Annotated in this window: 19 protein-coding genes and 2 other annotated features; of the genes, 4 read left to right on the forward strand and 15 right to left on the reverse strand. The window is 36.8% G+C overall.

Annotated elements, in window-relative coordinates; genetic code table 11:
• The first annotated feature begins 154 nt into the window (after positions 1–154).
• The 3 genes from NSS97_RS22170 to NSS97_RS22180 all read left to right on the forward strand — a co-directional run bounded on the left by NSS97_RS22170 (position 155) and on the right by NSS97_RS22180 (position 5,692).
• Complete coding sequence (locus NSS97_RS22170) at positions 155–2,902, forward strand: S8 family serine peptidase (protein ID WP_107887425.1); 2,748 nt, start codon at positions 155–157, stop codon at positions 2,900–2,902.
• Between the two features lie 70 nt (positions 2,903–2,972).
• Positions 2,973–3,201: a binding site (T-box leader), on the forward strand.
• Between the two features lie 51 nt (positions 3,202–3,252).
• Positions 3,253–3,480, forward strand: a binding site (T-box leader).
• Between the two features lie 162 nt (positions 3,481–3,642).
• Positions 3,643–5,397 carry an aromatic amino acid hydroxylase gene (locus tag NSS97_RS22175; protein ID WP_044442480.1) on the forward strand — a complete coding sequence of 585 codons (1,755 nt, stop codon included), beginning with the start codon at positions 3,643–3,645 and terminating at the stop codon, positions 5,395–5,397.
• Positions 5,378–5,692: a 4a-hydroxytetrahydrobiopterin dehydratase gene (locus NSS97_RS22180; RefSeq protein WP_002167644.1), complete on the forward strand. Its 315-nt coding sequence runs from the start codon at positions 5,378–5,380 to the stop codon at positions 5,690–5,692. The genes NSS97_RS22175 and NSS97_RS22180 overlap by 20 nt, the downstream gene beginning before the upstream one ends.
• Positions 5,693–5,708: 16 nt before the next feature.
• On the opposite strand, the gene NSS97_RS22185 is transcribed toward NSS97_RS22180, so the two are convergent.
• Positions 5,709–6,566 carry a VOC family protein gene (locus tag NSS97_RS22185; protein ID WP_341114043.1) on the reverse strand — a complete coding sequence of 286 codons (858 nt, stop codon included), beginning with the start codon at positions 6,564–6,566 and terminating at the stop codon, positions 5,709–5,711.
• Positions 6,567–6,587: 21 nt separating this feature from the next.
• Positions 6,588–6,992, reverse strand: a complete 405-nt coding sequence (locus tag NSS97_RS22190) for a DoxX family protein (RefSeq protein WP_002015248.1) — start codon at positions 6,990–6,992, stop codon at positions 6,588–6,590.
• A gap of 156 nt (positions 6,993–7,148) precedes the next feature.
• Here NSS97_RS22190 and NSS97_RS22195 point away from each other — a divergent pair, with 156 nt between their 5' ends.
• Positions 7,149–7,694, forward strand: coding sequence for a helix-turn-helix domain-containing protein (locus NSS97_RS22195; protein WP_002015249.1), 546 nt, complete (start codon positions 7,149–7,151; stop codon positions 7,692–7,694).
• Positions 7,695–7,733: 39 nt separating this feature from the next.
• Here NSS97_RS22195 and NSS97_RS22200 read toward each other — a convergent pair whose 3' ends face one another.
• The 13 genes from NSS97_RS22200 to NSS97_RS22260 all read right to left on the reverse strand — a co-directional run bounded on the left by NSS97_RS22200 (position 7,734) and on the right by NSS97_RS22260 (position 19,563).
• On the reverse strand, positions 7,734–8,111 hold the full coding sequence (locus tag NSS97_RS22200) for a MaoC/PaaZ C-terminal domain-containing protein (RefSeq protein WP_002015250.1): 378 nt from the start codon (positions 8,109–8,111) through the stop codon (positions 7,734–7,736).
• A gap of 110 nt (positions 8,112–8,221) precedes the next feature.
• Positions 8,222–8,680 (reverse strand): GNAT family N-acetyltransferase, encoded by a 459-nt coding sequence (locus NSS97_RS22205; RefSeq protein WP_002015252.1) that lies wholly within the window; start codon positions 8,678–8,680, stop codon positions 8,222–8,224.
• Positions 8,681–8,738: 58 nt separating this feature from the next.
• A complete protein-coding gene (locus NSS97_RS22210; RefSeq protein WP_341114044.1) occupies positions 8,739–9,266 on the reverse strand; it encodes a GNAT family N-acetyltransferase in 528 nt (175 codons plus the stop codon).
• 294 nt (positions 9,267–9,560) lie between these two features.
• Positions 9,561–9,956, reverse strand: a complete 396-nt coding sequence (locus NSS97_RS22215) for an ankyrin repeat domain-containing protein (RefSeq protein ID WP_002165053.1) — start codon at positions 9,954–9,956, stop codon at positions 9,561–9,563.
• Entirely contained in the window at positions 9,923–10,741 is an 819-nt protein-coding gene (locus NSS97_RS22220) for an ABC transporter ATP-binding protein (protein WP_341114046.1), read from the reverse strand. The genes NSS97_RS22215 and NSS97_RS22220 overlap by 34 nt, the downstream gene beginning before the upstream one ends.
• On the reverse strand, positions 10,728–11,756 hold the full coding sequence (locus NSS97_RS22225; RefSeq protein WP_002015259.1) for a FecCD family ABC transporter permease: 1,029 nt from the start codon (positions 11,754–11,756) through the stop codon (positions 10,728–10,730). The genes NSS97_RS22220 and NSS97_RS22225 overlap by 14 nt, the downstream gene beginning before the upstream one ends.
• 5 nt (positions 11,757–11,761) lie before the next feature.
• Entirely contained in the window at positions 11,762–12,697 is a 936-nt protein-coding gene (locus tag NSS97_RS22230) for an ABC transporter substrate-binding protein (protein ID WP_107887423.1), read from the reverse strand.
• A 147-nt stretch (positions 12,698–12,844) separates the two neighbouring features.
• A complete protein-coding gene (locus NSS97_RS22235) occupies positions 12,845–13,081 on the reverse strand; it encodes a YrhC family protein (RefSeq protein WP_002034123.1) in 237 nt (78 codons plus the stop codon).
• A gap of 126 nt (positions 13,082–13,207) precedes the next feature.
• Positions 13,208–15,811 (reverse strand): bifunctional acetaldehyde-CoA/alcohol dehydrogenase, encoded by a 2,604-nt coding sequence (gene adhE / locus NSS97_RS22240; RefSeq protein WP_012261736.1) that lies wholly within the window; start codon positions 15,809–15,811, stop codon positions 13,208–13,210.
• A 260-nt stretch (positions 15,812–16,071) separates the two neighbouring features.
• Positions 16,072–17,205 (reverse strand): bifunctional cystathionine gamma-lyase/homocysteine desulfhydrase, encoded by a 1,134-nt coding sequence (locus NSS97_RS22245; RefSeq protein WP_107887422.1) that lies wholly within the window; start codon positions 17,203–17,205, stop codon positions 16,072–16,074.
• Between the two features lie 3 nt (positions 17,206–17,208).
• The gene (locus tag NSS97_RS22250) at positions 17,209–18,132 is read right to left on the reverse strand and encodes an O-acetylserine dependent cystathionine beta-synthase (protein WP_002143205.1); all 924 of its coding nucleotides are present in this window, start codon (positions 18,130–18,132) and stop codon (positions 17,209–17,211) included.
• A gap of 82 nt (positions 18,133–18,214) precedes the next feature.
• Positions 18,215–18,910 carry a 5'-methylthioadenosine/S-adenosylhomocysteine nucleosidase gene (gene mtnN / locus NSS97_RS22255; RefSeq protein WP_002015266.1) on the reverse strand — a complete coding sequence of 232 codons (696 nt, stop codon included), beginning with the start codon at positions 18,908–18,910 and terminating at the stop codon, positions 18,215–18,217.
• Between the two features lie 14 nt (positions 18,911–18,924).
• On the reverse strand, positions 18,925–19,563 hold the full coding sequence (locus NSS97_RS22260) for a class I SAM-dependent DNA methyltransferase (protein ID WP_002015267.1): 639 nt from the start codon (positions 19,561–19,563) through the stop codon (positions 18,925–18,927).
• Positions 19,564–19,565 lie beyond the last annotated feature (2 nt).

Below are 19,565 nucleotides of genomic sequence, written 5' to 3' on the forward strand. Positions count from 1 at the left end.
TTCCAAAAAATTTCCCAAGAAATTTTCAATTCAAAGAGGTTTGGTATGAATTATGTCGAATGTATAGTTTAGCCAACATCCGTTCCTATAATTAACGATAAAAATGTAATATTTATTTCCGGAAAATTGACACTTTTTATTAGGGGGAGTTTCAATGAAGAAAACTACATCAACACTATTAAGTATGGCGCTCGTCTTTTCGAGCTTTGGAGCATTAAGCGCCCATGCTGAATCACTGCAAAAAGAGAAGCAATTTAGCCCACAGTTAAAAGCAAATATTGAACAATGGGGAGAAAACAAAATCGCGCAAAATGTTGAAACAAAAACATCAAAAGAAATTTCAGTTATTGTAGAATTGCAACATGCTCCACTCGCTTCACAAAGTAACATTCAACATGCTCCGGACCTACAAAATAGCAATGTGCAATCATACCATGCACAACTAAAAAAAGCACAAGAGGATACAACAAAGAAAATAAAAGAAAAAGCACCGAAAGCAACCATAAAAGAAACGTATAGTACGTTATTTTCTGGATTTTCTATTTCTATCCCAGGGGATCAAATTGCCGCTCTAGCTTCTTTACCTGAAGTAAAAGCAATTTATCCGAACTTAACATATAAATTACATGAAACGTCAAAAAGCCTAGCAGATCAAGAAACACCAAACGTTGGAGGCCCTACAGTTGGTGCACCTGAAGCTTGGAATTTAAAAGATCCGACTGGCAAACCCCTTGATGGAAAAGGGATGAAAGTCGCTATTATCGATTCAGGTGTCGACTATACCCATCCTGATTTACAAGCAAATTATATTGGTGGCTATGATACAGTCGATGAAGATAATGATCCGATGGATGGAAATGTCCACGGTACCCATGTTGCTGGAATTATTGCTGGTAACGGAAAAATAAAGGGGATTGCTCCGAATGCTTCTATACTCGCTTACCGTGTCATGAATGATGGTGGTACCGGTACGACCGATGATATTATTCAGGGTATTGAGCGAGCTATTCAAGATGGTGCCGATGTTTTAAATCTATCTCTTGGTCAAGATTTGAATGTACCTGATCAACCTGTAACAATGACGTTAGAACGCGCAGCAAAACTTGGTGTTACTGCAGTCGTCTCAAATGGAAATGATGGACCAAAACCTTGGTCTGTTGACGCTCCTGGTAACGCAAGTAGTGTCATCTCTGTTGGTGCATCTACTGTTTCTATTCCATTTCCAACATTCCAAGTAGCTGGTTCCAATAAATCTTACCAAGGATTACCGTTATCAAAATCAGATTTCCAAGTAGGCAACGATGCTCAGCTTGTATATGTTGGCTACGGTAATTCAAGTGATTACGCTAAACAAGATGTGAAAGGTAAGTTCGCCCTTGTTTTACAAGGAACTTCAAGCACGTTAGTAAAAGCAGAACAAGCGAAACAAGCTGGCGCTCTTGGCGTGCTACTAATTTCTAATGAAAAAGAAATTAATCTTATGCCCGAATATTTTGCACGTGAAGATGTAGCTCTTCCAGTTATGCAACTATCAAATACAAATGGCGAAGAGTTAAAAACTTTAATTACAAAACGAAAGAAAAATATAAAAATTGGACAACCAAAGCAAACAGAACTTATTGGTAACTTTAGTTCAAGAGGACCATCACAAGGTAGTTGGCTAATAAAGCCTGATATTGTTGCACCTGGAGTACAAATTACTAGTACTGTCCCAAGAGGTGGCTATGAATCTCACAACGGAACAAGTATGGCTGCGCCACAAGTGGCGGGAGCCGTTGCCCTGCTGCGTCAAATGCATCCTGATTGGACGACAGAACAATTGAAAGCAGCTCTTGCCAACACTGCAAAAACATTAAAGGATGTCAATGAAAATACATATCCTGTCATGGCACAAGGATCTGGTTTAATTAACATTCCAAAAGCAGCCCAAACAGATGCATTAGTGAAACCTAACAATGTAAGTTTCGGTCTTATTAAACCTAATAGCGGCAAAGTGAAGTTAACACAAAATATTACATTACAAAATCTTTCTAACAAAAAGAAAAACTTTTCAACTCGCATTGAATTACTAGATACAAAAACAAAAGTCCAGACTTCTTTCTCTTCTTCTATTAGTGTGAAACCTAATAGTAACATCGAAAAGCCTTTTACTATTACTGTAGATAGCTCCTTACCACAAGGTGTATATACGGGAAATCTATATGTGAAAGAGCAAGGGAAGACTGAAGAAATGCGTATTCCATTTACGTTTAGCATTGATCCGAAAGAATACAAACGTATTGATGGTCTTGAAATCGTTAATTCTACTTTTAGTCCAAATAATGATGGAATACTAGATGACAACCTGATCAATTACTATTTAGTTACACCAGTGGAGGATGTAACATTTCACGCTAATTTAATTACGAAAGACCGTGTAACATATCAAGGCATGATACATCAAGGGAAAAACGAAACACCTGGTTATAAATCTTTCAAATGGAATGGTACGAAAACTGACGGATCTCCTCTACCTGATGGCTTATACCAAATCGAAGCTGTTGCTTCTAACTCTGGTGGAGAAACGAAACAGACAGGAGCTGTGTTCGTCGATCGCACTGCACCGAAATTATCACCTGAAGTAGATCAGGAAAACCTTGTAATTAGAGGGAAAGTAGATGATATACTTTTAGACTGGATGACAGAATCTGGATGGGTTGCTCCAGGACATCCAGTAACGATACAGTATGAAATTAATGGAAATGGTGTATGGGAAAATGCCTTCTTGAACCATTGGGAGAAAAACTTTGAAATTTATTTCGATCGCAATCAATTACAACAAGGGAAAAATACAATCCACATTGTAGCAACCGATGCAGCTGGAAATAAATCTAATTTAAACGTCGATTTAGAAGTGAAATAATAAAATTATTGTTGACAAGCTTTTAAATATAGTTTTATAATACAAAACATAGTTTAGTTGAACGAATTATATATCGGCTTTGAAGGAATACTAGTAGCGACTTATATCCCTGTCTCAGAGAACTGATGGTTGGTGCGAATCAGTACATATACAAGCGTGAATTACAATTCTGGAGCTTCTTTCCCGTAATGCTTTTTATGCATGAAGAGAAAGACGGATCTTTCCGTTATCTTAAAGTAAGTGGTAAACAATTAATTGTTTACAAATAGGGTGGTACCGCGATTTTTATCGTCCCTATCGGATTTTCCGATAGGGGCTTTTTTGCGTCCTTCCCTTTTAAATAACTTCATATATACGCGTTGAAAGAATCGCAGTAGTATCTTGTATCCCTGTTTCAGAGAGCTAATGGTCGGTGGGAATTAGCACATATATAAGTACGAATTACAATTCTGGAGCTTCTTTTTCGTAGTGCTTTTATGCATGAAGGAAAAGACGGAATTTTTCCGTTATCATTAGTTGAGATGTAAGTATATTTTCACTTACAAATAGGGTGGTACCGCGATTTTTTCGCCCCTATCGGATTTTCCGATAGGGGATTTTTCTATTTCTCACGCAAACAGTTGTTAAAGAATTTCGAATGTTATGATAAAATTTTATAAGCGCTTACAATTCTGAAAGGAGGTGGTACAAGCTATACAAAACTGGTATTCATTTTTATAGAGAAAAAGGAGGACGTCTAAATGACAAAGAAAACAGAAATTCCATCACATTTAAAACCATTCGTATCCACACAGCATTATGATCAATACACACCGGTGAATCACGCTGTTTGGCGTTACATTATGAGACAAAACCATAGCTTCTTAAAAGATGTTGCTCATCCATCCTATGTTAACGGACTACAATCATCTGGTATTAATATAGATGCAATTCCAAAAGTAGAAGAAATGAATGACTGTTTAGCACCAAGCGGCTGGGGTGCCGTAACGATTGACGGACTTATTCCCGGCGTCGCATTCTTCGATTTTCAGGGGCATGGATTACTACCAATCGCAACAGATATTCGTAAAGTAGAAAATATCGAGTATACACCCGCTCCTGATATCGTTCATGAAGCTGCAGGCCACGCACCGATTTTGCTTGATTCTACATATGCAAAATATGTGAAACGCTTTGGACAAATTGGAGCGAAAGCTTTCTCCACAAAAGAAGAACATGATGCTTTTGAAGCCGTTCGTACATTAACGATCGTAAAGGAAAGCCCTACTTCTACACCTGAAGAAGTTGCAGTTGCTGAAAATGCTGTAATCGAAAAACAAAACTTAGTTTCTGGTTTATCAGAAGCAGAACAAATTTCACGTTTATTCTGGTGGACAGTGGAATACGGCTTAATCGGCAATATAAATGATCCGAAAATTTACGGTGCTGGTCTCCTTTCCTCTGTCGGTGAAAGTAAGCATTGCTTAACAAACGCTGTAAAGAAAGTCCCATTCTCAATTGAAGCTTGCACCGGGACAACTTATGATGTAACAAAAATGCAACCACAGCTATTTGTTTGTGAATCATTTGAAGAATTGACTGAGGCCCTTGAGCAGTTCTCTACAACGATGGCATTTAAAACAGGTGGAACAGAAGGATTAGAAAAAGCAATCCGCTCCGAAAATCATGCTACAACTGAGCTAAGTAGTGGATTACAAATTACGGGTACATTTACAGAGACAATTAAAAATGATACTGGTGAAGTTATTTACACACGAACAAGCTCACCAACTGCATTAGCAATTCATAATAAACAACTAGCAAATCATTCTACATCTGTGCACAGCGATGGATTCGGGACACCAATCGGATTACTCGATGGAGATATTGCATTAGAAAATTGTACAGAAGAACAATTACAATCATTAGGCATTACAATTGGAAGCAGTACAGAGTTTACTTTTGCAAGTGGCATTCATGTAAAAGGAACAGTAACAGACATTGTAAAGAATGATAAAAAGATTGCTCTTATCTCCTTTATAGATTGCACAGTTACTCATAAAGATCGCATATTATTTGATGCTTCATGGGGCGCATTTGATATGGCTGTTGGTTCAACAATTACTTCCGTATTCCCAGGTGCCGCAGATGCCGCAGCATTTTTCCCAATGGATGAAGAAGTACAAGAAATTCCTGCTCCACTTGTACTGAATGAACTTGAACGTATGTATCAAACAGTTCGAGATATTCGAAGCGAAGGTATTTTACACGACGTGCATATCGATCAATTAGTAGCAATTCAAGAAGTATTAAATACATTTTATGCGAAAGAATGGCTGCTTCGCCTTGAAATATTAGAATTGCTTTTAGAACATAACAAAGGTCACGAAGCATCAGCAGCATTATTACAACAACTTTCTACTTTCACAACTGAAGAATCTGTAACACGTCTTATTAACAATGGTCTTGCGTTACTGCAGGTAAAGGATGTGAAAAATGATGCTACGATTAACTAATGAAGAAGTACAAGAGGAATTAACAAAGCTGGATAAATGGACAGTGAAAGATGAAAAATGGATTGAAAGAAAATATATGTTTTCCGACTACTTAAAAGGAGTCGAATTTGTCTCTGAAGCCGCCAAACTATCAGAAGAACATAATCACCACCCATTTATCCTTATCCAGTATAAAGCAGTCATTATTACTTTGTCATCATGGAATGCAAAAGGTTTAACGAAACTAGATTTTGACCTTGCAAAGCAATTTGATGAACTATTTTTACAAAATGAAAAAGCTATTATAAGAAAGTGAAAAAAGAGAAGCCTTTTTAGGCTTCTCCTTTCACTTTAAAATGTATACAATGTCCAAACGGATCCTTGGCCTGTAATATTCCATCTTTATACGTAGCAACTACGCCAATATATTTTAAACTTTCACACACTTGCTCTTTTTGTTTTTCATCTGCTAGTACAATTGTGAAATATTTCAAACCAACGGAATTTGGCATTTGTGGTGGTATACCTTCACCCTGCCATGTATTTAAACCGATATGGTGATGATAACCACCTGCTGATACGAACAACGCTCCATTACGAGCTGGAATCGTTACATCAAAACCAAGGCCATCAACATAGAAACGTTTCGCTTCTTCTAAGTCAGCTACATGTAAATGAATGTGCCCCATCACAGTACCAGCCGGGAACCCATTCCATGTACTTCCTTGCTGTAATAATCCTTCGCCGTCTAACGGGTTACTAACAAATGGTAGCTCTCCATTTTCATCATGCCAAACTTCTTTTTGACGATCATGATAAATTTCAATCCCGTTTCCATCTGGATCAGCTAAATAAAGAGCTTCACTAAAGTAATGGTCAGCCCCACCATGTAATGGGTGTACTCTCTCAACAAAATGACGAAGAATATTTGCTAAGTCTTGTCTGTTTGGTAATAAAATTGCATAGTGATATAAACCAGTTCGACCTCTTTGCTTCGGAAGAGCGTCTTCCTTTTCTTCTATGATGAGAAGTGGCTCATTGTCCTCATTACCAAACGTAACGATTGTACTTTTTTCTTCCAGTACCTTCATACGCAATACTTCTGTATAAAACTCTAGCGATTTCTTTAAATTTGGTACATATAAATGAACAACCCCAAGTGTTGTTTCGGGATGAAGTGGAAAGCCCATTTTGTTATACCCCCATTTTAATTAATTCTTCTTTAACATTTTCTCTTTTAAGAAATTATCTACAAAACCATTAGCTTTCGCAACAAATAAGTAAGCACCCATCGCTAATAATGCAAGTTCTAACTCAAATCCAGGATTTTTCCCGTCTCCTAACAAACCAGCTGACCATTTTACTTTCACAATCGCTCCAACCATAACAAGTGCAAATAATAAGCCAATATACCTTACGCCTAAACCTAGAATTAACAATAGACCTCCAACTAATTCAACTGTTGCTACACCGTATGCAAGTCCTCCTGGTAAACCAATGCTTGTAAACCACCCTGCAATATTGTCAATTCCTGATTGGAATTTTGTTAAACCGTGCATAAAGAACGTTACCCCTAACACGATACGAATAATTAAGTTACCAATATGTTGATTCATTTCTTTCTCTCCTTTATAGTTTTGTTATACAAAACTTTTGTTTACATTACAAAACATACACTAATTATTTTTATTCGTCAATTCATTTTTCATGAGAAAAAATATTTTTTTTTTGCTATGATACAAATAGTTGTTTACAAAAAGGAGCATGATTTTATGAATATCGGTTCTGCGATTCGTGAAATTCGTCAACGTAGAGGAATTACGATTGCCCAAATTTGTGAAGGAACAGGTCTTTCTAAAGGCTTTATGAGTCAGGTTGAAAACAATAAAACATCACCATCTATCTCAACTTTAGAAATGATCGCTAATTTTTTAAATGTTCCCCTTCCATATTTATTGTTAGAACAAAAAGATCGTTTGAAAATTGTAAAAAAAGAAGAGCGTAAATACAGTGTGTATGGAAAAGATGAACAAAGAATTGAGCATGTTGCGGAGCAAGGTGGTCTCCGCCTATCTCTAGTAGAAATTTCTGCCGGATTCCCGAAAGAAAACTCACCAAATGCTCATGAAGGTGAAGAGTGTCATCTTGTATTACGCGGAAAACTAGAAGTTCAACATGGAGAAGATATTGCGATTGTAGAAGAAGGTGATTCTTTCTCTTGGAATGCATGCGTTCCTCATATTGTTCGCAATATAGGTGAAGAATCTGCATTATTACTTATCTCTAGCCATGCGGAAAATCGAAAACGTGTTTACTAAACGATAAAAAAGAAGCCTGTTTAGTAACAGGCTTCTTTTTTATTCCCTTATAATTCCATAACTCGTCCCAACTAGTACGGTCTTTTCATGTTGATTGCGATAAACTGACTCAATTGAAACTTTTTTATATCCTTCCATTTGCTCAATATTTGTTAAAGTTAATTCACAAGTAACCGTATCCCCTGTAAAAACTGGTCTAATAAACTCACTTACTAATTCCCTCGCTATGTAATGTAACTCTTCGCCTACTTTCGTCCCAATGCTAGCAGTCAATAAACCATGGACCATTAATCGTCCATTCTCATCATATTCCATATGATGTCTACCTTTATCGCCTGTAATATTTGCAAATTCAAAAACTTCTTCCTCGGTAAATCTTCTTTCGTATTTAAATATATCCCCAACTTTTACATTCATTTTTATCCCCCGTTTAATAAACTGAATTTTCTTTTATTTTATCACAAAATGAGTCTCAGTTCAGTTTATATTATTAAAATAGCAATCCTTTTTCTTTATTACCTTATAAGTTATCGATGCCCTTCCTTTTTTGCCACTTGATACCCATAGTACGCACATGTTCCATTTCTTGATAACTCTCTTACTTCAAAATCACAACTTCTATAAAAATCAAAATTGTTAGCGGACGTATGCGCAAACCAATCGCCATGCGGAAGCTTTTGTAAACAAAGAGCTACAAGTTTCTTACCTAACCCTTTCCCCCTATACTCACACTTCACAACTAAATTTACTATGTTAGCAACCATGATTTGATCAGAAATTACTCTAACCATCGCGACCATTTCTTCTTCATCCCAAATTGTGAAAGCCCATGTTGAATTTTCAAATGCAATCGTAAACTTTTCAATTTGCCAAGAAGGGATATTATCATTACTCCAGCCAGCATCTTCAAATAATGTCTTAATCGCATATGCTGGCACTCCATTCGTTCCTTCACGAATAATTAGTCCATTATGATAAATATACATGTAATCCCTCCCTTTATTTTTTATATACCATTCTCCAAAAAATGCAATTCACCTTTTTTCATCCAACCCGCTTAATGGAATAAACGAGAACATCCATCTCATGAAATGAAGTTGTTTTCTCATAACTAAGCCCTGTTTTTCTAGTAACAAATATTGAAGCTGGGTGGTTCGGATTAATAAGTGAAATTAATTTATTCATTTGTAATGCTTGAAAACCATAGTCTCGAAATGCCGCCGCAGCCTCTTTCGCATACCCTTTCCCCCAATACTTAGGAAGTAGCCAATAGCCAATCTCAATTTCCTCTTTTCCATCTACCTTCTGCTTGACAAGTCCTGCATGACCAATTCTTATCCCTGTTTCCTTTTCAATCATTACAAATAAACCGAGACCGTTTTTATAATTTGGAAGTACCCTCTCCTCCAAACTTTTTTTACATTGCATAAATGTTTTTAACGTTCCATTTCCAATATAGCGCATTACCTTCTCATCCCCCCATAAAGAAGCATAAAATGGTAAATCATCCATTGTATATTTGCGAAATTGTAAGCGATCTGTATGGAACACTCTTTTATTCACTCCCATCATTTTGAACCTCATTACATAACAACATATTTCAAACTACGTAAGTGTTGAATAATTCATATCAAGAAATTTATCAAAAAGAAAGAAAATTCAATCTTATAAAAGTGTATTATATCAAAAAAAAGCAGTAGACAAAAGAGTGTCTACTGCATCCATATCATAACTAGTATAAAGAAAACTACAATTGAGGGGGTGTAGGATTTTCAAATATACTAGATACTTATCCCGTTCTAACGGGCGGTAAACCTTCCAATCCTTTGAGTGGAAAGTTTACCGCACATAAGAACTTTGCGGTCATTAAGAAAGCACTGTTAAGTACTCAAATACACGCTGAGCTTTTTCTCCACCCATTCGTGCATGTTGAAGAAGAGAGATGCCATGTGGGCCAGATGCACGTAATGCTTCTGGTTGTGCTACTAAAATGGCTTGTACGACTTCAAGTTCACCCAGCATAGCTGCTGCAAAAATATCCATCCGAGCTCCCTTTTCCAGTAAATAAAGAGCAATATCTTTACGGCCTACATGGGCCGCTGCTCCTAAGGCACTTTCCCAATCTGAGCCACCCCAATTATAAGAAGCATGAAGTAAGCTTGGTGATTCGGCCAAAAGCTCCTGTACTCTTTCTAGATCTCCGTGAGCTGCCATAACAAATTCCCTTACTAACTCAGTGGTAATACGCTCTTCTGTTTGCATCTCTCTTCTCCCTTTTCACAAATTCGTTTCGGTGTAAAAAATGGCTTGTCACTCCCTTGGAATATATCAACTTCAATTCCAAATACACGCTGAAACATTTGATGACATAGTACTTCTTCTGGTACACCATCATACTGAATCTTCCCTTGTTTTAATACGAGTAAACGATCGCTATATTGAGCCGCTTGATTAATATCATGTAAAACCATTACAATCGTCATACCAAATTCTTCGTTTAATCGTTTAACAAGTTCCATTACTTCTAACTGATGAACGATATCTAAAAAGGTTGTTGGTTCATCTAATAGTAAGACATTTGTGCGTTGTGCAAGCGTCATTGCAATCCAAGCACGTTGCCTTTCTCCTCCTGATAAGGATTGTAAAAGACGATATTCATACCCTTCAAGCTTTGTAGCAGACAATGCCCAATCAACAATTTCTTCATCTTCTTTATTTAAGCGACTACTCCATGATTTATGAGGACCTCTTCCGAACTCTATTAGTTCTTTCACTGTTAAATCTAATTGATGATCGTGCATTTGTGGTAACATCGCTAATTGCTTCGCTACATCTGCACTCTTCATCGTATAAATATTTTCCCCATCTAAAATGATGTCTCCTTCGCTTTGTTTAAGTAGCCGTGCTATTAAACGAAGCAAAGTAGATTTCCCCGATCCATTCGGACCGATTAAACTAACGATTTCTCCAGCTTTAATATGTACATTCATATTTTGCATTTGAAATCTTTCAGAATGTGCGTAAAACACTTTGTTAACGGAAATCACGTTGTTTTCCTCCTCTATGGATTAAATATAAGAAGAACGGACCACCTAAGAAGGACAATAAAATACCAACAGGCAATTCGATTGGATCGAACCAACTTCGAGCTATCGCATCCGCAAAAACAAGTAATATCCCACCGCCAAGACATGATAATGGCAGTAAATATTTATAGTCATTTCCAACTAATAAACGTAACATATGCGGTACAACAAGACCGACAAATCCAATAAGACCAGAAACACTAACTGCTATTCCAGCTAACATTGTACTTACTACTATTAAATAAAACCGACTTCTTTCCACGTTATATCCTAATAGTTTTGCCATTTCATCCCCAAGCATTAATACTCGAATATGTTTAATACCGAAGAAAGCTAATATAATAGCGAATATCGCATAGTAAATAATCATATTTAAATGTGCCCAACTAACACCACCAATACCACCAGCTAACCACGGTAAAACTGATTGTACTTTGTCGCTATGTAATAACATTAGCGCTGAAGTCGCTGCACCAATTAAGGCGTTTATTGAAACACCTACTAATACAATTCGTGAAGGTGGCGCCCCCTTTTGCCATGATAGTGCGTAAATGACCATTGCTGTAATAAAAGCTCCTAAAAACGCTCCTAGTGGCAAGAATGCCATATGTTGAGGAAATAAAATCATGATTATAATTGCTACAAGACCTGCTCCTGATGAAACTCCGATAATTCCAGGATCTGCAAGAGGATTTCTCATAACCCCTTGCAATAATGCTCCTGATGCAGCTAAACACGTTCCTACTATAAAACCAACGAGCACTCTCGGTATACGAAGATCCCATACAATTCGATGAACTGTTGAACCTTCATCTTGTATACCTTCTATAATGTCTCGTAAAGAAAATGATAAGCTCCCTGCAAAAAGGCCATAAAAAAGACCTAGAACAGTTAATACGACTAAAGTAACTGTTATTATCCACCTTTTTCTCGCAAAAGGATGTTCCTTTTCTCTTACTATTTCACTACTCTCCATACTTATCATTTCCTTACATCGTGTATACTTTTATACATAAAGTCCATCGCTTCTGTAACTTTTGTCCCAGGATTTGATCCAAATAAATCTGGTGGTAAAATAACTACACGATTTTGTTTTACTGCATCTAAATTTTTCCATGCTTCATTTTTCATCATTTCGCCTTCAAATGCTTTTTTCACACTATTGGGATCTCCATGTGTAATTAAATAAATCACATCTGGATTTGCTTCAATAATACGTTCTACACTTAGCTGTGCATATTGCGGATACTCTTTCATTTCTGGAAAACTAGCTGCGATATTTTTCCCGCCTGTTTTTTCTAAAATATCCCCTGATAGAGATGTTGGTAATGCTGCTAAATAAGTGCCTGGTGCTCCATAAACTAGCAACGCTTTAACGTCACTCTTTTTCTCATATTTCTTCATTTGATCATTAATTTTTTGGTTAAGCTCTTTTGCTTTATCTTCTTTCTTCATTACTGTTCCATACATTTCAATACCCTTTTGAATATCTTTTACAGAGTTGGCTGAAGAAATGATTACTTTTGTTCCTTGTCCTTCGACCGTTGGAATGTTCTTTTGGAATCCATTGTTAGCAACAAGTACATCCGGTTTTAAACTAGCAATTTGCTCAAAATTCGGTTGATGTGCATTCCCGATTACTTGTGCTTTCTTTAATTCCTCTGGGAGATTTAATTTTGTATCAGGACGACCTACTATTTTTCCACCTAAAGCATGAATAATATCCATGTCTCCCATACTCAACGTAGCAAAACTTTCAGGAACTTTATTGAATGTTATCTTTCTGTCTGAGAGATCGGTAATTTCGATTTTGTCTGTTTTTGTTGCGGATGCTTTTTCGTTTTCTTTTGCACTGCAACCTATTAATAAGAAAAAAATAGATAAGATCGCTGTGAACAGCGTAATAGATTTGTTCATTCTTTCACCTCTAATTGATAATAATAATCATTAACTACTATTCTACTTTAATTGATAAGGATTATCATTGTCAATATGAAACGCATACATTTTCTACAAAAATGAAAAAACGCTACAAAAAGATTTCTTCTTTTCGTAGCGCCCTATTTAACAATTTTCTTCATATTCGCTCTCCTCTAATTGATCACGCATCGTTCTAACACGCTTAAAGAAGAAAAAAGCAAGAACTAAAAATACAATAATACTCCCCATCATAACAAAAGACTGTACCATACTTTTTATTCCACTTGGAATTAATAAACCGATCATTAAAAACGTACTTATAGCTAAAAGTACTTGTGCAAACCGGGTATAATCTGCTATTTTTTCTTGTAATTCTTTCATCTGCTTATCACTCCCATCCTCACTTTATCACATTCTATCAAGCTTAAAGACAAGTAAATAGAACCAATCTGGGAGATGTTTTCCAAAGTAAAAAAGAGCCGCTTACTCGCAGCTCTTTTTTATCTATTATACGCCTTTATATGCTTCCATATAGATTTCTTTCAGCTCTGAAATGAGCGGTAATTTTGGATTAGCTGTTGTACATTGATCTTCAAAAGCTCTTTCTGCTAATAATCCAACAACCCCTTCAAATTGGTCTTTAGCAACTCCTTGTCCTGCAATACTCATATTTATATTTAAGCTTTTTCCAAGCTCAATAATTGCTTGGACGAGTGATTCCACACCTTCCGCTGTTGAGCTTGCTGGAAGCCCGAGCATTCTCGCAATATGCGCATAGCGTACATCAGCCACAAAGTGCTCATATTTTGGGAACAATGCGTGTTTTCTTGGCTTAATAGCATTATAGCGAACTACGTGCGGCATAAGAATTGCATTCGCACGTCCATGTGGAATATGGAATTCCGGTCCAATTTTATGTGCTAAACTATGATTAATACCTAGGAAAGCATTTGCAAATGCCATCCCTGCGATTGCGGAAGCATTATGCATTTTTTCTCGTGCTTCTTCATCATTTCCATTTTTATATGCTCTCGGTAAATATTTAAATACGAGATCAATTGCTTTTAATGCTAAACCATCAGTATAGTCATTTGCCAGAACAGACACATACGCTTCAATTGCATGTGTTAATACGTCCATACCAGTATCTGCCGTCACATGAGGTGGTACTGTCATTACAAATTGCGGATCAACAATCGCTACATCTGGTGTTAATTCATAATCCGCAAGCGGGTATTTAATATTATTTTTCTTATCTGTAATAACCGCAAATGGCGTCACTTCTGATCCCGTCCCTGATGTTGTTGGAATGGCAACAAATTGTGCTTTATTTCCCAAGTTCGGATACTTACATGTACGTTTTCTTATATCTAAAAACTTCTGTTTTATTCCATAGAATGTCGTTTCTGGGTGCTCATAGAATAGCCACATCCCTTTTGCTGCATCCATAGCTGAACCGCCACCAAGCGCGATAATTACATCTGGTTTAAAGCTTTTCATCATGTCCGCACCTTTAAATACAGTTTCATCTGATGGATCTGGCTCAACTTCAAAGAAAACTTCAACTTTCACATCATTTGCATGCTTACGTAAATAGTGCGTAACTGTATCTACATAACCGTGCTCAACCATCCCTGGATCCGTTACAATAAATGCGCGGGAAATGTTAGGCATGTTTGCTAAATATGCTGTCGCATGTTTTTCAAAATAAATTTTGGGTGGTAATTTGAACCACTGCATATTCTTTTTTCTATTTGCCAACCTTTTTATATTTAATAAATGAGTCGCCGTTACGTTTTGGGAAACTGAGTTTTTCCCGTAGGAGCCACAACCAAGCGTAAGTGATGGAATAAATCCATTATATATATCACCAATTCCACCTTGTGATGAAGGTGCATTTACAATGAGACGGCAGGCTTTCATACGTAACCCAAATTGTTTTTGTACTTCTTTATTTGTAGAATGGATAACCGCTGAATGCCCTAGGCCACCAAGCTCTAACATTTCTTCGCAATATGTAAATCCTTCTTCTAATGAATTTGCTTTTACACAAGCTAACACTGGGCTCAGTTTCTCACGAGAAAGTGGATACGCTGCTCCGATGCCTTTAATTTCAGCTACAAGCATTTTTGTATGTTCAGGTACAGTAATTCCTACTAATTCAGCAATATACTGTGCTGATTTCCCAACAATATCACTATTTACTGCACATGTATTTTCATTAATAACAAGCTTTTCTAATTTCTTTCTCTCTTCCTCTGTTACAAAATAACAATTATTTGCAATCATTTCTGCTTTAACATCATTATAGATTTCCTTATCTATAATGATGGCTTGTTCTGACGCACAAATCATACCGTTATCAAATGTTTTCGATAAAATCAAATCATTAACAGCACGTTTTACATGTGCCGATTTCTCTATATAACATGGTACATTACCTGGCCCTACACCTAGCGCGGGTTTACCAGTAGAATAAGCCGATTTCACCATACCAGCCCCTCCAGTTGCTAGAACGAGTGCGACACCATCATGGTTCATTAATTGTTTCGTTGCTTCCACAGAAGGTCTTTCAATCCATTGAATACAATGCTTTGGTGCACCAGCTTTCACTGCTGCATCATATACTGTTTTTGCCGCTGCAACGGAACAGTTTTGTGCAGAAGGATGAAATGCGAAAATAATTGGATTTCTCGTTTTTATCGCGATTAATGCTTTAAACATTGTTGTCGATGTTGGGTTCGTTACTGGCGTTACCCCAGCTACTACACCGACAGGTTCTGCGATTTCTATTATTTCTTCATGAGGATCTTCATGAATAATTCCTACCGTTTTATCTTTCTTTATACTATGCCAAATATATTCAGTGGCAAAAATATTTTTAATGCATTTATCTTCATATACGCCACGGCCCGTTTCTTCAACAGCCAACTTCGCAAGCGGCATATGTTGATCGACACCCGCAAGCGCCATTTCATGAACAATGTTGTCAATTTGCTCTTGTGTAAAACTTTCTAATGCTTGTAAAGCTTTTTGACCGTTATCTACTAACGTATCAATCATCTCTTTTACCTCTTGCATTTCATTTACAACTTTCTCTTTGACTACCATGTAAATTTCCTCCTATTCTGCTACCCTGGACTTTACAAGTCCCTATAGGTCATAAAAAGTCCCGATTAGCGTAAAAAAATAGAGTTACCTTCCTACATGAATCCTATCACTTGTGAAACATTTCACAAATTTGTTCGTGAATAACATTTCATGAATTCAATATACATGAAATCATTTCATTTGTGTATGTCTAATTTGTGAAACATTTCACAAATTAATATAATAAAAATGCACTGCTCTATATTAGCAGTGCATTTTTATTATGCTAGTGCTTGTGCCAAATCTTCAATTAAATCTTCTCCATCTTCAATACCAACAGAGATTCGAATTAATGTATCTGTAATTCCTAATTCTTTACGGCGATCTGCTGGGATTGATGCATGTGTCATTTGTGATGGAATGGAAATTAAACTTTCTACTGCTCCTAAGCTTTCAGCAAGTGTAAAGTACTGTAACTTCTCAAGTACTCTATTTAATGTTTCTTCACTATCTACATCGAATGAGATGATTGCACCAAATCCGTTCGCCTGTTCTTTTGCTAATTCATGATTTTGATGTGATGCAAGACCTGGATAATATACTTTATTTACTTTCGGATGGTTATTTAAAAACTCAGCAATTGCGCGTGAATTTATTTCATGCTCCTCCATACGAATTCCTAATGTTTTTAAACCACGAAGTAGTAAGAAGCTGTCTTGTGGTCCAAGAATACCTCCTGTTGAGTTTTGTACGAAATGAAGGTCTTCTGCTAGTTGCGGGCTATTTACAGCTACTAGGCCTGCAACTACATCACTATGCCCACCTAAATATTTCGTTGCACTATGAAGTACAATGTCTGCTCCTAAAGAAATTGGCGACTGCCAATATGGCGTCATGAATGTGTTATCAATAATTGTTAATAAATCGTTTTCTTTAGCAAGAGCGGATATTTTCTTAATATCAGTAATTTTCAGTAATGGATTCGTTGGTGTTTCCACATAAATCGCTTTCGTATTTGGGCGAATTGCTTCTACAACTTCCTCTAGGTTTGTTGTATCTACAAATGTATGCTCAATGCCGAAACGGTTTAGTACTTTTGTAATAACGCGATACGTACCGCCATAAACATCATCTGTTAAAATGACGTGATCTCCTTTTGAGAATAGCATAATAGTTGCTGTAATAGCTGCCATCCCTGAACCAAATGCAAATCCAGCATGACCATTTTCTAACACTGCAATCATTTCTTCTAAAGCTGAACGAGTTGGATTACCTGTTCGTGAATATTCATATCCTTGATGCTTACCAACTGCTTCTTGTTTGTACGTACTCGTTTGATATATCGGCACGTTTACAGATCCAGTTGAAGGTTCTCCTATGCGAATACCATGAATTAACTTTGTCTTTGCTCTCATTTTTTATTCCCATCCTTTGTATATGTCTTTACTTAAATAGCGCTCACTACTATCAGGAAAAATCGTTACAATATTTGTACCTGGTGCTGCGTTTTCTGCCTCAAGTAAGCTTGCATGAAATGCCGCTCCTGAAGAGCTTCCAACGAGAAGGCCTTCCTTTTGCGCCAATTCTTTTACACGTAAAAATGCATTTCGATCAGAAATCGTATGAATTTCATCAAAATAAGATGTTTTTAAAAATGGTGGAATGAATTCAAGACCAATACCTTCTGTTTCATGTGAACCAGCTTTACCGCCATTTAAAATAGATCCTTCTGGTTCTACAATAACCGTTTTAATATCAATATTTCTTTCTTTTAAATAAGACGCAGTTCCCATAAACGTACCACCAGTTCCTGCCCCTGCAACAAATATATTAATCTCTCCATTCAGCGCATCCCAAAGTTCAGGACCTAGTGTTTTGAAATAAGCACGAGGGTTTGCTTCATTAGCAAACTGACTTGGAGAGTATGAATTTGGTATTTCCTTTACTAATTCTTTTGCCTTTGCAATTGCGCCGGTCATTCCTTGCTCAGTCGGTGTATGCACGACCGTTGCACCTAGCGCTTTCATTAATTCTTGTTTTTCAATACTAAATTTCTCTGGTACACAAACAATGACGCGTAAATCATGTTCTAACGCTGCAAGTGCCAGTCCAATGCCAGTATTCCCAGCCGTCGGTTCAATAATTGTTCCGCCCTCTGCAACAAGCCCTTTTTCTAGTGCATCTTCGATTAATTCTCTTCCTAAACGATCCTTAACGCTTCCGCCTGGGTTGTAAAATTCAAGCTTTGCAAATAAACGGACTCCTTTCGGAAGTGAAAAACGAGTAATTTCCACGATTGGTGTATGACCAATCAACTCATGAACTCCACGATATACATTCATCGTGTTCTCCCCCTTATTTGCCAATAAAGAAAAGGCAACTGTATGTATTTTCTTTATATGAGACAGTTGCCTTTTTGTTACATTACTTTAACTCTTCTAGTACTTTTACGATAAAGTTTGTAGAATGAAGAGCTGCTTGATCTAAAAATTGATCAAATGAAACATTTGATTCTTTACCAGCAATATCAGAAAGTGCACGAATAATAACAAACGGAACTTCATATTGGTGGCATACTTGCGCAACAGCTGCTGCTTCCATTTCTACTGCATAAAGATCTTCAAATTTATCACGAATTGCTGCAACACGGTTCGGATCACTCATAAATGAATCACCTGTTGCAATCATACCTTTTACGACTTGAATATTTTCTTCTGCCTGCATACATTTCTCAGCTAATGCAACTAATGCCTCATCAGCTTTAAATCCAGGTGGCATTCCTGGCACTTGACCATATTCGTAGTTAAATGCTGTTACATCTACGTCATGGTGACGAACTTCTGTTGAAATAACTACATCACCAACATTTAGAGAGTGATGGAATCCACCAGCTGAGCCAGTATTAATTACTTTTTCAGGCTTATATTTTTCTAATAAAATTGTCGTTGACATCGCTGCATTTACTTTACCAATACCAGACTTTAGCAAGATTACTTCATGTCCTGCCAATAGCCCTTTCGTAAATTCACAACCTGCAACAGTTTCTGTTTCTGCTTGTTCTAGTTTGTCACGTAAAATACGTACTTCTTCTTCCATTGCTCCAATTACAGCAATTCTCAATCTAATCCCTCTTTCTATTGCTTAGTTGCCTCCATTACCCAAACGAAATGATTTAATCTCGTAAACGTTACGTGGAAGCCATTGTTTTCAAAAATAGATTGCATGATCGGAATACGTGTATAGTATTCTGTTTGCAAATCGTTTGCTAACTGATGAAAACCTCTTTGTTTTGCTACTTCGACAGTTTTATCATATGCATCTTGATCTGCAAATATCGTATCAGCAAACACTATTTTACCACCTTTGTTTAGCAATTGACTATACTTCGCAATTGCTACGTCTTTTTCTTCATCTATTAAATGATGAAATGCGTAAGTGCTCACAATAGTATCGATTGAATTTGGGACTTCAAATGAAAGAAAATCACCCTCTGTAATTGAAAACTCTTTTGGTAATTTCTCTTTTGCAATAGTACGCATTTCGCGTGACGGTTCTATACCGTAAACTGTGCGACCAGCAAGTAATAATTTATTTGTTAAATTGCCAGTACCAACACCGAATTCTAATACGTTGCCAAATGACTTGTTAACTACATCCTCTAAAATGTCCTCATAATGGGCAAAAACTTCTTTATATTGTATATCTTCGCCTTGTACAAATGAGTCGTACGTATGAGCCCATTCATCAAATAAACCATTAAATTCTGTTCCCATAA

Source organism: Bacillus sp. FSL R12-0074 (assembly GCF_038005725.1).
In the GTDB taxonomy this organism is placed as follows: domain Bacteria; phylum Bacillota; class Bacilli; order Bacillales; family Bacillaceae_G; genus Bacillus_A; species Bacillus_A mycoides.